We start from the raw sequence: 13,432 nt of genomic DNA, 5'->3' as shown, positions 1-13,432 counted from the left end.
TGCGGTGGCCGCTATCGCGAGCAAGCTCGCTCCCACAGGGGTTAACTCGATCTCCTGTGGGAGCAAGCTTGCTCGCGATTGGCGTCATTGAATTGCGCCAATAACTCATGGCGCGTCGGCAACCCTTCCATGTCCCCACGGCTCTGCACCGCACGACTGCCAATCCAATTAGCGCGCTGCACGGCCTCGGTGATGGCGCGGCCTTCGAGCAACGCACTGATCAGGCCGACGGCGAAGCCATCGCCGGCGCCCACGGTGTCCACCACTCGGGCCACCGGCACACCGGCGATAACACCCTGGTCCAGGTGCGTGCGGTAATACGCGCCGTCCGCGCCGAGCTTGATCACGACGATTTCGGCGCCTTGGTCCAGGTAGAACGCGGCGATGTCAGCCGGGTCGTCGAAACCGGTCAGCAAGCGACCTTCGCCGAGCCCTGGCAGGACCCAGTGGGCGAGGGCGGCGAGGCGATTGATGTGCGCAATCATCGTCGACTCGCTGCCCCAAAGGCTTGGCCTCAGGTTGGGGTCGAACGACAGGCTGCGGCCGGCCGCGCGCATACGGCTCATCAATTCAAAGGACATCTCGCGGGCCGTGACCGACAACGCCGGGACGATGCCGGTGGCGTGCAAGTGACGGGCTTCAAGCAGCGATGGCGCGATGGAATCGATCGACAGATGACTGGCCGCCGAGCCACGACGGAAATACTCGACTTGCGGGTCGCTGCCATCGTCGGTACGGGACTTGAACTGAAATCCGGTGGGGTGCGTTGGATCGACCGCCACGTGACGACAATCCAGGCCTTCGTTTTCCAGTGTCTGCACGACGAAGCGTCCCAGGGAATCGGCGCCAACCCGGCTCAGCCACGCGACCTTGAAGTCCAGGCGCGACAAACCGATGGCCACGTTGCTGTCGGCCCCGGCAATGCGCTTGTGGAACTGGTCGACGCTGGCCAGGTCACCGCGCTGGTCGGCCACCAGCATCGCCATGGTTTCGCCGAACGACAGCACATCGAACTCAGGCATGGGCAGGCTCCCGGCGTAGTTGCCCGAGGCGGGCAAGGGTGGCGACATGTTCAGCGGTCAATTGCAGCAAGTCTTCGCCTTGTAGCGGGTATTCGGCGGCGCGCATTACACCGACGGGCATGTGCTTGAGCAGTTGCTCCCACAGGTGCAGGTCGGTCATGGCCGGAGGTACGGCGACCAGTTTGCCGTCGGCGCGCTGGGCCACTGCCTTGCAATGCACGTAAGCCACATACCGTCCGAGCTGTCGGGCGGCGACGGCGGCCGATTGGTCCTGCCATTGCCAGTTGCCGATGTCGAAGGTCATACCGACGGGCAATGCATGCTCTTCGGCAGCGGTGAAGAAACGTTGCAACGGTTCGATCCGTCCGCCTTGCAAGGTCTGGTCGTTTTCCACCAGCAACTGCACCGGGCTTGCGCCGAGCACATCCGCCAGTGCCGACAGGTCATGGGAGCCGGTGAAGTGCCCGAGGGAGACTTTTAGCCATGCCGAGCCGAAAGCCTCGGACCGTTGCAGGGTCAGTGCCAGGGCCGGGTTGGGCCTGGACTGCCCGGCGAGCCACAGCTCCAGTGGTGACGAGAAAACACTTTGCAGCCCCTGGGCGCGAGCGCGAGCGGCCAGCTCGGCGGGCTGTTCGGTGGTGAGCAATTCTTCGCGCCATTCGATGCGCGAGGCGCCGGCGGCGGCCAGCAGATCGATGAAATGGCCTTGGCCTTGTTGCCGTACCAGGTCGGCGCCGTAGCTGGAAAGGCTGATGGAAACGGGTGGTTTGTTCATTGTTATTGCACCTCTGAAACCGGTTTCAGTTTTATTTAAAAAAAGGGGGGTGTGCTTCAGGTCCTCATCGCGAGCAAGCTCGCTCCCACACGGGATCTGTGGCGCACTGAAGATCCCTGTGGGAGCGAGCTTGCTCGCGATAGGGCCCTCACCATCACCGACCATTCCCAAGCGTCGACCCACGCTCAATCAGCCGCGCCGCAAAATCCAGGGTCCGCACCGGCCCGTTGTCACCGCGCAAGCGCTTGAGCAGGCATTCGAAAGCGCTGGCGCCGATCTCGGCGGTGGGTTGGGCCAGGGCGGTGATGCCGCTGCCCACCAACGGGTACCAATCCAGATCGTCGAGGGCGATCAGGCCTACGTCGTCGAACAAATGGCAACCCAGGTCGCGCAAGGCTTGAGTGGCGGCCAACGCAGCAATGCCGTTGGCGCAGAACAGTGCCTTGGGGCCAGCGCCCGGCTGGGCAAGGAAGGCCTCGATGCGGGCGGTCAACCGGTCACAGGTTTCCACCACGGCGCCGGTCAGGGCAGGGCGGCGCTCGATGCCGGCCTTGAAACTGTCGACCCGCTCGATCCGCGAGCTGGTGCCGTCGAAGGGCTCGCTGACCAGGAGCAGATCGCGGTAGCCCCGTTGTTCAAGGTGGTCGAGCGCCATCGCGACGGCGGCCGGGTTATCCAGTCCCACCAGGTCGCTTTCGAGCCGATCAACCTTGCGATCCACCAGCACCAGCGGCATCTCGCTGCGCAGTTCGAGCAGTTCCTCACGGTGATGCCCCAGGGTGTTCACGATCAGCCCTTCGATATTGTAGGCGCGCAACAACGCCAGGTGCTGGCGCTCCTGCTCGTCATCGCGATCGGTGTTACACACCACTAGGCTGTAGCCATGGCGACGGCAGGCGGTTTCCACGCCATGCATCACGGCAATTGAATAAGGGTTGCGGATATCGGCCACCAGCATGCCGATCAGGCGCGTGCGTCCGCGCTTGAGGCCACGGGCCATCTGGTTGGGACGATAGCCCAACTCATTGATTGCCTGCTCGATGCGCCGGGCGATGGCCTCGGAGAGCAGGGCGCGGTCCTCGCCAATGAAGCGCGAGACACTGGCCTTGGAGACCCCGGCGCGTTCGGCGACGTCAAGCATGGTCACGCGGCTGCGCTGGGCGGCGGAGAAAGAATTCACGGATAGAAACCTGCTTATTGGAATTATTTAGCGGCTCTGAAACCGGTTTCAGGAAACCTCAGAATCCAGTCGGTCGTCAAGGGCGTCTTGATACGAGAGCGACCGACGGTGATTCACCTCGTGGTAAGGAGCCGCAGCGTGGGTAGGATGTGGTGGGAAGGCTCACGCGAACCAGTGTGGCGAGGGAGCTTGCTCCCGCTGGGCTGCGCAGCAGTCGCCATTCGTGCTCGCGCGGTTTGGCTGTCAGATCGTGGTGTGTGGTTTTTGGGGCTGCTGCGCAGCCCAGCGGGAGCAAGCTCCCTCGCCACAAGAGCTGCCCGACTCCTATCCTGAATCCCTGGCGCTGCTGAGCTCAGAGCTGACTTATATAAGTCCCGGTGCCCCGGAGAATGTTCTGCAACGTCAGTTCCACTTCCGCCAGGTCCGCCGTATCGCTGTTATGAATGATTTCCAGCACATCATCGCCATTCAGGGCATCGGCGTCCGCTGCGGCGATTTCGATCTTCAGCAGGGTCGGGCTCAGGGTCACCTTCACGCCATCGAGTGTCGAAGGCTCGCCATCCAGAGTGATTTCCAGTGCGTCTTCGTCGGGGTAGCGGGACATCAGGAACATGTCGCCCTGGGCGCTATGGCAGCAGAGCATGGCCATGTTGTCTTCTTCTTCATCACACGGGTTGGCGATCAGAAGGGCGGTGGTCATTTGCATGGTGATGGCTCCTGGCTCGATGAGCCCTGCGGGGGAGTAAAAGGTGGATTTTGCCAGCCGGGAGGAATTTCTGCTGGATTACCGCTGCCAGACGCAGGATCCAGCGATGATTTCACGCCGCCAGGTGCCGTTTGGCCCTTGGGCTGCTAGGGTTGTTCGATGCGCACGGGCTGTTTAGCTAGCCGATGACCGAATATGTCGCAGCGCTGCAAGCAGGCAGGTTGTCGCACTCGTTAAGCTGCGCAACGGATGTGCACCTGCAAAGGCCATCCCACGGGTGTTTTTTGCAGGTGCCCATGACATGAAATTACATGGAAAAGGATGTGACCTGCGGGTCCTGTCCAGCTTCATCCACCTGTCATCCTGTTTCCTCTGCCCGAGAATCAGGAACGGGATGGCCGATAACCCCGCAAGGGGTTGCACGCGACGCTTTCATCAATAACAAGCCCAAGCGGAGTACCACAGATGGCGTTCTTCACCGCAGCCAGCAAGGCCGACTTCCAGCATCAACTGCAAGCGGCACTGGCGCAGCACATCAGTGAACAGGCACTGCCACAAGTGGCGCTGTTCGCTGAACAATTCTTCGGCATCATTTCCCTCGATGAACTTACCCAGCGCCGGTTGTCCGACCTCGCCGGCTGCACCCTGTCTGCCTGGCGCCTGCTTGAGCGCTTCGATCACGCGCAACCGCAGGTGCGCGTCTACAACCCCGATTACGAACGCCACGGTTGGCAGTCGACCCACACGGCCGTGGAAGTGCTGCACCACGACCTGCCATTCCTGGTGGACTCGGTCCGCACCGAGCTGAACCGTCGCGGCTACAGCATTCATACCCTGCAAACCACCGTGCTGAGCGTGCGTCGCGGCAGCAAGGGCGAGTTGCTGGAAATCCTGCCAAAAGGCACCCAGGGCGACGACATCCTGCAAGAGTCGTTGATGTACCTGGAAATCGACCGTTGCGCCAACGCCGCCGAACTCAACGTCCTGAGCAAGGAACTTGAGCAAGTGCTGGGCGAAGTGCGCGTGGCCGTGGCCGACTTCGAACCGATGAAAGCCAAGGTCCAGGAAATCCTCGACAGCCTGGACAGCAGCGCCTACGCCATCGACGCTGATGAAAAGAGCGAGATCAAGAGCTTCCTGGAATGGCTGGTGGGTAACCACTTCACCTTCCTGGGCTACGAAGAGTTCGTGGTTCGTGACGAGGCCGATGGTGGCCACATCGAGTACAACCCCGATTCGTTCCTGGGCCTGACCAAATTGCTGCGCGCCGGCCTGACCGCCGAAGACCTGCGCATCGAAGACTACGCCGTCAATTACCTGCGCGAACCGACGCCGCTGTCGTTCGCCAAGGCCGCGCACCCGAGCCGCGTACACCGTCCGGCCTATCCTGACTACGTGTCGATCCGTGAAATCGACGCCGACGGCAAGGTCATCAAGGAATGCCGCTTCATGGGCCTGTACACCTCTTCGGTGTATGGCGAGAGCGTGCGGGCCATCCCGTACATCCGCCGCAAGGTCGCGGAAATCGAGCGTCGCTCGGGCTTCCAGGCCAAGGCGCACCTGGGCAAGGAACTGGCCCAGGTGGTCGAAGTGCTGCCCCGTGACGACCTGTTCCAGACCCCGGTGGACGAGCTGTTCAGCACCGTCATGTCCATCGTGCAGATCCAGGAACGCAACAAGATCCGCGTGTTCCTGCGCAAAGACCCGTATGGCCGTTTCTGCTACTGCCTGGCCTACGTGCCACGTGACATCTATTCCACCGAAGTGCGCCAGAAGATCCAGCAAGTGCTGATGGATCGCCTGAAGGCCTCGGACTGCGAGTTCTGGACCTTCTTCTCCGAATCCGTACTGGCCCGTGTACAACTGATCCTGCGGGTGGACCCGAAGAACCGCATCGACATCGACCCGTTGCTGCTGGAAAAAGAAGTCGTGCAGGCCTGCCGCAGCTGGAAGGACGACTACGCCAGCCTGGTCGTCGAGAGCTTCGGTGAAGCCCAGGGCACCAACGTGCTGTCGGATTTCCCGAAAGGTTTCCCGGCCGGCTACCGCGAGCGCTTTGCTGCGCACTCGGCCGTGGTCGACATGCAGCACCTGCTGAGCCTGAGCGAAAAAAATCCGCTGGTCATGAGCTTCTACCAGCCGCTGGGCCAGGTCTCTGGCCAGCGTGAGCTGCACTGCAAGCTGTATCACGCCGATACGCCACTGGCGCTGTCCGACGTGCTGCCGATCCTGGAAAACCTCGGCCTGCGCGTGCTGGGTGAATTCCCGTACCGCCTGCGCCACACCAATGGCCGCGAGTTCTGGATCCATGACTTCGCGTTCACCGCCGCCGAAGGCCTGGACCTGGATATCCAGCAACTCAACGACACCTTGCAGGACGCCTTCGTCCACATCGTGCGTGGCGATGCGGAGAACGATGCGTTCAACCGCCTGGTGCTGACCGCCGGCCTGCCATGGCGCGACGTGGCGCTGCTGCGTGCCTATGCCCGTTACCTGAAGCAGATCCGCCTGGGCTTCGACCTGGGTTACATCGCCAGCACCCTGAACAACCACACCGACATCGCTCGCGAGTTGACCCGGTTGTTCAAGACCCGCTTCTACCTGGCGCGCAAACTCACCGGCGATGACCTGGAAGACAAGCAGTTGCGCCTGGAGCAAGCGATTCTCTCGGCCCTGGACGACGTCCAGGTGCTCAACGAAGACCGCATCCTGCGTCGCTACCTGGACCTGATCAAGGCCACCCTGCGGACCAACTTCTACCAGACCGACGCCAACGGCCAGAACAAGTCCTACTTCAGCTTCAAGTTCAACCCGCACCTGATCCCGGAACTGCCCAAGCCCGTACCGAAGTTCGAGATCTTCGTCTACTCGCCACGGGTCGAAGGCGTGCACCTGCGCTTCGGCAACGTGGCTCGCGGTGGCCTGCGCTGGTCCGACCGTGAAGAAGACTACCGCACCGAAGTGCTCGGCCTGGTAAAAGCCCAGCAAGTGAAGAACTCGGTGATCGTGCCGGTGGGCGCCAAGGGCGGTTTTCTGCCACGTCGCCTGCCGTTGGGCGGCAGCCGGGACGAGATCGCGGCCGAGGGCATCGCCTGCTACCGCATCTTCATCTCGGGCCTGTTGGACATCACCGACAACCTGAAGGACGGCGTGCTGGTACCGCCGGCCAACGTCGTGCGTCATGACGACGATGACCCGTACCTGGTGGTGGCGGCGGACAAGGGCACTGCGACCTTCTCCGACATCGCCAACGGTATCGCCATCGACTATGGCTTCTGGCTCGGCGATGCGTTCGCCTCCGGCGGTTCGGCTGGCTACGACCACAAGAAAATGGGCATCACCGCCAAGGGCGCGTGGGTCGGCGTGCAGCGCCACTTCCGCGAACGCGGCATCAATGTCCAGGAAGACAGCATCACCGTGGTGGGTGTCGGCGACATGGCCGGCGACGTGTTCGGCAACGGCTTGCTGATGTCGGACAAGCTGCAACTGGTCGCGGCCTTCAACCACCTGCACATCTTCATCGACCCGAACCCGGAGCCTGCCAGCAGCTTTGCCGAGCGCCAGCGCCTGTTCGATCTGCCGCGTTCGGCCTGGACCGACTACGACACCAGCATCATGTCCGAAGGCGGCGGTATCTTCTCGCGTAGCGCGAAGAGCATTGCCATCTCGCCACAGATGAAAGAACGCTTCGACATCAAGGCCGACAAACTGACCCCGACCGAACTGCTCAATGCCTTGCTCAAGGCACCGGTGGATCTGTTGTGGAACGGCGGTATCGGCACCTACGTCAAGGCCAGCACTGAAAGCCACGCCGATGTCGGCGACAAGGCCAACGACGCACTGCGCGTGAACGGCAACGAACTGCGCTGCAAGGTCGTGGGCGAGGGCGGCAACCTGGGCATGACCCAACTGGGTCGCGTCGAGTTCGGCCTCAATGGCGGCGGTTCCAACACCGACTTCATCGACAACGCCGGCGGCGTGGACTGCTCCGACCACGAAGTGAACATCAAGATCCTGCTCAACGAAGTGGTGCAGGCTGGCGACATGACCGACAAGCAACGCAACCAGTTGCTGGCGAGCATGACCGACGAAGTCGGTGGCCTGGTGTTGGGCAACAACTACAAGCAGACCCAGGCCCTGTCCCTGGCGGCCCGTCGCGCTTTCGTGCGGATCGCCGAGTACAAGCGCCTGATGAACGACCTGGAAGCCCGTGGCAAGCTGGATCGCGCCATCGAGTTCCTGCCGACCGAAGAACAGCTGGCCGAACGTGTCGCGGCGGGCCATGGCCTGACCCGTGCCGAACTGTCGGTGCTGATCTCCTACAGCAAGATCGACCTCAAGGAAGCGCTGCTCAACTCCCTGGTACCGGACGACGACTACCTGACCCGTGACATGGAGACGGCGTTCCCGCCGACACTGGTGAGCAAGTTCTCCGAGGCCATGCGTCGCCATCGCCTCAAGCGCGAGATCGTCAGCACCCAGATCGCCAACGACCTGGTCAACCACATGGGCATCACCTTCGTGCAACGGCTCAAGGAGTCGACGGGCATGAGCCCGGCGAACGTGGCGGGCGCTTATGTGATCGTGCGCGATATTTTCCATCTCCCGCACTGGTTCCGGCAGATCGAAGCCCTGGACCACCAGGTGTCCGCCGACGTGCAACTGGAGCTGATGGACGAGCTGATGCGCCTGGGTCGTCGCGCCACGCGCTGGTTCCTGCGCAGCCGCCGCAACGAGCAGAACGCTGCCCGTGACGTGGCGCACTTCGGTCCGCACCTGGCGGCGTTGGGCCTCAAGCTCGACGAACTGCTGGAAGGTCCGACCCGCGAAGGTTGGCAGACCCGCTACCAGGCCTACGTGGCCGCTGGTGTGCCGGAGCTGCTGGCGCGCATGGTTGCCGGCACGACGCACCTGTACACCTTGCTGCCGATCATCGAGGCGTCCGACGTCACCGGCCAGAACGCCGCCGATGTGGCCAAGGCCTACTTCGCCGTGGGCAGCGCCCTGGACATCACCTGGTACCTGCAACAGATCAGCGCACTGCCGGTGGAAAACAACTGGCAGGCACTGGCCCGTGAAGCGTTCCGTGATGATGTCGACTGGCAACAGCGGGCGATCACCATCTCGGTCCTGCAAGAGGGCGATGGCGCCCAGGACGTGGAAACTCGCCTGGCACTGTGGCTGGAGCAGCACCACGAAATGGTCGAGCGCTGGCGTGCCATGCTGGTGGACATCCGTGCTGCCAGCGGTACCGACTACGCCATGTACGCGGTCGCCAACCGCGAGCTGTTGGACGTGGCAATGAGCGGTCAGGCGGTCGTGACGGCCAACTGATTCGGCGTTGAATGAAAAAGCCCCGCATTGAGAGATGCGGGGCTTTTTTTGCTTTCAAGATTCACTGTGGACCCCTGTGGGAGCGGGCTTGCTCGCGAATGCGTCGGGTCAGCTTGCACAAGTGTTGGATGTGCCGCCGTCTTCGCGAGCAAGCCCGCTCCCACAGGGGATTGCATTGATCCGTTAGTTCTTCAGCGGTATCAATACCGCTTCATCCTCTCCCATCACCATGAACACCAGCAATTTCGCCGGTTGGCTCGTGCTGGCGTTTTTCGACACCAGGTGCTCGGAACCCGCCGCTTCATACCAGAATTCACCGGCCTTGTAGGTCTTCGCCGGTTCGCCCTTGACCTGGGAGGTGATGGCGCCTTCCAGCACATAGGCCATGGCCGTTCCTTCATGTTTGTGGGCAACGGACGACTGGCCGGGGGCGTAGTCGACCGTCAGCATCATGGTTTTTTTACCCGGCAGGTTCTTCAGCATCTTCTCCTGCAGTACGTTGACCTTTTCCGAAGGCGCGGTTTCGTGGGCATAGACCGGGGCCAGGGGCAGCAGACTGAGGGTGGCGATCAGGCAGAGGGTTTTCATTGCAATGACCTTCGTGGGTTTGAGTGAGTTCGCGCTGGCGCGGCGATGGATTCACCCTAAGCCCCACGGTGGTGCAAACAAACGTCCAATCTTTAAGAAGGCGGGTAGACCAATACCGTGATCCACCAAACTTGAAAGGTAACCCCCCCTGTAGGAGCTGCCGAAGGCTGCGATCTTTTGATCTTTCGATTGAGATCAATTGGATTGGACAAGATCGCAGCCTGGTTGCACTCGGCAGCTCCTACAGGCTCAGCGGGAGCAAGCGCCCTCGTCACAGGAGAAGTGTTCTATATGCCCCACGCATTTTGCCAGCCGTCAACTGTCAGGACTGACAGTTGACGGGGCCGGATTCATGGAGCAAAACGAAATCGCCCTTGCATCAGCAGTAGAGCATTGAATTTTCAACCCCGGTATTTGGCACAAGGGCTCTCAACCCATACAGGAGTTATCCAATGTCTACTGACTTGTCTCGTAACGCCGGAAGCCTTGATCCTACCTTTGGCTCTGGCGGAAAAGTGTTCCCTTCCAACTCCGCCGACCCTCTCATGCCCGGGAGCGTTTCGGGGCTTACCATCGCTCCCGACCACAAGGTGCTCATCGCCGGGAGATTCGGCCAGAACTACAGCATTATCCGCCTGAACCCAGACGGATCCGCCGACAGGGACTTTGGCGAATACGGTGTGATCACGGGCAGCTTCGCAGAGGGCTACGCCTCTGGCGGAGAGTCCATTTCACTGTTGGACAATGGTCAGATACTACTGACTGGCCTCTTTAAGGAAGATGATCAATATAGCCCCAGCCTGTCTGCGGCAGCACGTTTTTACAGCGATGGGCGTCTGGACACCAGGTTCGGTTTTAAAGGCCATGTCGTCATCCGGCTACCACTGGATCAATCCAATCCAGCCATTGCGGATAATGCAACCCGTGACGGTAGCGGACGCAGCAGTGTCAGTGCCACAGTCCTCCCTGATGGAAAAATCTGGATGACCAGCGTACACCGCTACAGTTTTATCGATAGTGTCGGCGTGCTGATGCGGCTTGAGTCGAACGGCAATCTGGATCTCAGCCTGAACAACGGTAAGGGCTTCGTCATCGTGCGATACCCTGAGTGTTCGACTGCAATCACCACACACCTGATCCAGCCAGATGGAAAAATCGTCGTCGCCGGGATAGCCATCGTTGGCGGACGCGAAGCTGCATTCACTGCACGTTATATGTCTGACGGAACGGCTGACCCAAGTTTTGGCAGTGCGGGATTTGTTCTCACTGAGATTGAAAGGCCGACTCAAATTCTGTCATTGGCGTTGCAAAAGAACGGGAATCTCGTCGCTGCAGGTTCGACAACCGTCGCTCCAACAGCTGGCTTTCTGCTAAGCCTCCGCCCAGATGGCAGGAATGATCCGCTGTTCAACCGAGGGGTGCCGTTGTTGACATTGATTGACGACAATCCGTACGGATCGCAATGGATCGGTGTTGCCACTGATGACAGCGGAAAAATTGTCGTAACGGGCGCTACTCTGGGGGGCGAAGAGGCCGACATCCTGCTTGCGCGATACCTGAGCGATGCCAGCTTGGACGGCAGTTTTGGCGATGGCACGGGAATTGTGCGAACCAAAATCGGCAGCAGTGTCGATCATCCTCAAGCCATTGCACTACAGGAGGACGGTCGTATTGTGGTCATCGGGATGTTCTTCTCGGAGAGCGGCTTCAGACCGGTCGTTCTTCGTTTCAAAAATTGAGTGCTGGCGTCCGGCTACGTAAAGGCAGGGGTGCCACAGTGCGTTTCAGACAATCGGGAAACTGTTGAAATCCACGCTGCGGGCCAGGCGACTATCGATCAGGCCGATGAAGCCCTGCACCTCGGGGCAGTTGAAATGGGCTTGCATCGCCGCTTCCGATTGCCAGCGAGCGCTGACGGTCCAGCGGTCACCGTCGTCCGGGCAACGGTCAACCATGTAGGCATCGCACCCAGGCTGCGCGCGCAGGGTTTCGACGATTTTCTGCAACTGGCGGCCCAGTTCTTCCGAGCGACCAGCGGCGGCTTGGACCTGTACGGTATTGATCACCTGGCGAGTCATGGTTCTGGCTCCTGAATCAAGTCGGACGGGATTTGGCTCGACATCAACGAGACCCCAGCAGGATAGGCCTGTAATGGCGAGGCTAAAACAGCCAATGAGCGGATAAATGCCCAGTCCAATGGCTCAAGTGACCTGCTGCAAAATGTCTCGCAAGCGGTCCAGGGCGATGTCAATGTCCAGGGTGTCAATGGCGCCGAAACCCAGGAACAGGCCGGGACGCACCGCAGCCTCATTGAAAAAGCCGTCAAGGCTGTACAGCCCGACTTCGGCTTTTCTCGCCAGCTCGATCACCAGCGCCAGGTCGATGGGCACCTTGCACAGCACTGCCAGGTGGAAGCCTGCGGTTGTGGGAACCGCCTCGAACCAGGGCGACAAATCCCCGCCCATGCGTGCCAGGATTCGCTCGCGGCGCCCGGCATACAGCGTGTGGCAACGGCGGATGTGCTTGAGCAGGCAGCCCTCGGCGATGAACTTCGCCAACGCCCACTGGGGCAGGGTGGAGGTGTGCTGGTCGGTGAGGCGCTTGGCCAGGATCACTGCTTCAAGAATCGCTGGCGGCAGGATCGCATAGCCGAGCCGCAGTTCCGGCAACAAGGTCTTGGAGAAGGTGCCCACGTACGCGACGATCCCGCGCTCATCCAGGCTCTGCAACGAATCGGCGGGCCGGCCTTCGTAGCGGAATTCGCTGTCGTAGTCGTCTTCGATGATGATCGCCCCCAGCTCATAGGCCCGCGCCAGCAGGGCGTTGCGGCGGGCCTGGCTCATGGGCATGCCCAAGGGAAACTGGTGGGAGGGCGTCACATAAATCAGCCGCGTGCCGTCGGGGATCAGGTCGACCCGCATGCCTTGCTCGTCCACCGGCACCCCGGCCACCGTGGCGCCCTGGGAGCCGAACAGCAAGCGCGCCGGTGGATAGCCCGGATCTTCCATGGCCACCAGGCTGCCGGGACGGGTCAGCACCCGCGAGATCAGGTCCAGGGCCTGTTGCGCGCCGTTGCAGACCACGACGTCTTCATCCTGGCAATTGACCCCGCGGGAAAACGCGATGTGCCGGGCAATGGCATTGCGCAGCGCCGGCAAGCCCTCGGGCTGGCTGTAGAAGCCCTTGGCACTGGCAATCTGACGCAGCGCGTGGGCGGTGCAACGCCGCCAGTCGTCCAGCGGAAACTGACCCTTGCCCGTGGCGCCGCCGATGAAGTCGTAGCGCAACGCACCTTCGAGGGTGGGATGGCGCATCAGGTCGGGCATGGTGCGCCAGGCTTCGACGACGTCGGCACCGGCCAGCTCGCGGTGGCTCTGCTTGCGCACGATCCTGGCCGGCCGTGCGTTGACGTAGGTGCCTTTGCCGATGATGCCGGTGAGCAGGTTTTCGTAGGTCAGTTGGGCGTAGGTGTCGGAGACGGTCTTGCGCGAGACGCCCAGTTGCTCGGCCAGCAGGCGGCTGGGCGGTAGCTGCGTGCCGGCCGCCAGGCGACCGCTTTCGATGGCGCTGCGCAATTGTTGATACAACTGGCCCGACAGGTCCTTGCGGCCGTTGATGACAACATGAAGTTCCATACCCGCAAGCTCCTGGGCGGTTGTTCGGTGGCCGGCGTCAAAGGCGCAAGATTACCCGCATTGTGCGACTGCATAGAAGTTGCGTGGGGAAAATCCTGTGCATTGGACTTGTCCCCGGTTTTTTCGCCGAATTGGACCTGTCATTGACCGGTCCCTGAGCTTACCGTGAAGGTCTCGAATGCCACGGAGCCC

Annotated in this window: 9 protein-coding genes; 2 read left to right on the top strand and 7 right to left on the bottom strand. The window is 61.4% G+C overall.

Annotated features, from left to right (window positions below):
• Positions 1 to 41: 41 nt before the first annotated feature.
• From BLT00_RS04680 to BLT00_RS04665, 4 genes are all read right to left on the bottom strand, one after another.
• Positions 42 to 1,022 (bottom strand): sugar kinase, encoded by a 981-nt coding sequence (locus BLT00_RS04680; RefSeq protein ID WP_092145901.1) that lies wholly within the window; start codon positions 1,020 to 1,022, stop codon positions 42 to 44.
• Complete coding sequence (locus BLT00_RS04675; RefSeq protein ID WP_092145899.1) at positions 1,015 to 1,797, bottom strand: sugar phosphate isomerase/epimerase family protein; 783 nt, start codon at positions 1,795 to 1,797, stop codon at positions 1,015 to 1,017. Before BLT00_RS04675 ends, BLT00_RS04680 begins: the two co-directional genes overlap by 8 nt.
• Positions 1,798 to 1,951: 154 nt before the next feature.
• Positions 1,952 to 2,977, bottom strand: coding sequence for a LacI family DNA-binding transcriptional regulator (locus tag BLT00_RS04670; protein WP_092145897.1), 1,026 nt, complete (start codon positions 2,975 to 2,977; stop codon positions 1,952 to 1,954).
• A gap of 352 nt (positions 2,978 to 3,329) precedes the next feature.
• Positions 3,330 to 3,683 carry a hypothetical protein gene (locus BLT00_RS04665; RefSeq protein WP_092145895.1) on the bottom strand — a complete coding sequence of 118 codons (354 nt, stop codon included), beginning with the start codon at positions 3,681 to 3,683 and terminating at the stop codon, positions 3,330 to 3,332.
• Positions 3,684 to 4,148: 465 nt separating this feature from the next.
• Here BLT00_RS04665 and BLT00_RS04660 point away from each other — a divergent pair, with 465 nt between their 5' ends.
• Complete coding sequence (locus tag BLT00_RS04660; RefSeq protein ID WP_092145893.1) at positions 4,149 to 9,017, top strand: NAD-glutamate dehydrogenase; 4,869 nt, start codon at positions 4,149 to 4,151, stop codon at positions 9,015 to 9,017.
• Positions 9,018 to 9,200: 183 nt separating this feature from the next.
• Here BLT00_RS04660 and BLT00_RS04655 read toward each other — a convergent pair whose 3' ends face one another.
• Positions 9,201 to 9,605: a cupin domain-containing protein gene (locus tag BLT00_RS04655; protein ID WP_092145891.1), complete on the bottom strand. Its 405-nt coding sequence runs from the start codon at positions 9,603 to 9,605 to the stop codon at positions 9,201 to 9,203.
• 452 nt (positions 9,606 to 10,057) lie between these two features.
• Here BLT00_RS04655 and BLT00_RS04650 point away from each other — a divergent pair, with 452 nt between their 5' ends.
• On the top strand, positions 10,058 to 11,344 hold the full coding sequence (locus BLT00_RS04650) for a delta-60 repeat domain-containing protein (RefSeq protein ID WP_092145889.1): 1,287 nt from the start codon (positions 10,058 to 10,060) through the stop codon (positions 11,342 to 11,344).
• Between the two features lie 45 nt (positions 11,345 to 11,389).
• On the opposite strand, the gene BLT00_RS04645 is transcribed toward BLT00_RS04650, so the two are convergent.
• Together BLT00_RS04645 and BLT00_RS04640 are read right to left on the bottom strand one after the other, a co-directional pair.
• Positions 11,390 to 11,683: an antibiotic biosynthesis monooxygenase family protein gene (locus BLT00_RS04645; protein ID WP_092145887.1), complete on the bottom strand. Its 294-nt coding sequence runs from the start codon at positions 11,681 to 11,683 to the stop codon at positions 11,390 to 11,392.
• 123 nt (positions 11,684 to 11,806) lie between these two features.
• Complete coding sequence (locus BLT00_RS04640; RefSeq protein WP_092145885.1) at positions 11,807 to 13,240, bottom strand: MocR-like pyridoxine biosynthesis transcription factor PdxR; 1,434 nt, start codon at positions 13,238 to 13,240, stop codon at positions 11,807 to 11,809.
• Positions 13,241 to 13,432: the final 192 nt, after the last annotated feature.

It is taken from the genome of Pseudomonas sp. NFACC51, from assembly GCF_900103575.1.
Lineage (GTDB): Bacteria > Pseudomonadota > Gammaproteobacteria > Pseudomonadales > Pseudomonadaceae > Aquipseudomonas > Aquipseudomonas fluorescens_Q.
The sequence above is the reverse complement of the archived record's forward strand: the minus strand, read 5'-3'. Positions and strand labels throughout refer to the sequence as shown.

Coding starts and splice junctions, on each gene's coding strand:
- BLT00_RS04680 (WP_092145901.1), bottom strand. CDS start 1,022: ATGCCTGAGTTCGATGTGCTGTCGTTCGGCGAAACCATGGCGATGCTG.
- BLT00_RS04640 (WP_092145885.1), bottom strand. CDS start 13,240: ATGGAACTTCATGTTGTCATCAACGGCCGCAAGGACCTGTCGGGCCAG.
- BLT00_RS04650 (WP_092145889.1), top strand. CDS start 10,058: ATGTCTACTGACTTGTCTCGTAACGCCGGAAGCCTTGATCCTACCTTT.
- BLT00_RS04675 (WP_092145899.1), bottom strand. CDS start 1,797: ATGAACAAACCACCCGTTTCCATCAGCCTTTCCAGCTACGGCGCCGAC.
- BLT00_RS04660 (WP_092145893.1), top strand. CDS start 4,149: ATGGCGTTCTTCACCGCAGCCAGCAAGGCCGACTTCCAGCATCAACTG.
- BLT00_RS04665 (WP_092145895.1), bottom strand. CDS start 3,683: ATGCAAATGACCACCGCCCTTCTGATCGCCAACCCGTGTGATGAAGAA.
- BLT00_RS04645 (WP_092145887.1), bottom strand. CDS start 11,683: ATGACTCGCCAGGTGATCAATACCGTACAGGTCCAAGCCGCCGCTGGT.
- BLT00_RS04655 (WP_092145891.1), bottom strand. CDS start 9,605: ATGAAAACCCTCTGCCTGATCGCCACCCTCAGTCTGCTGCCCCTGGCC.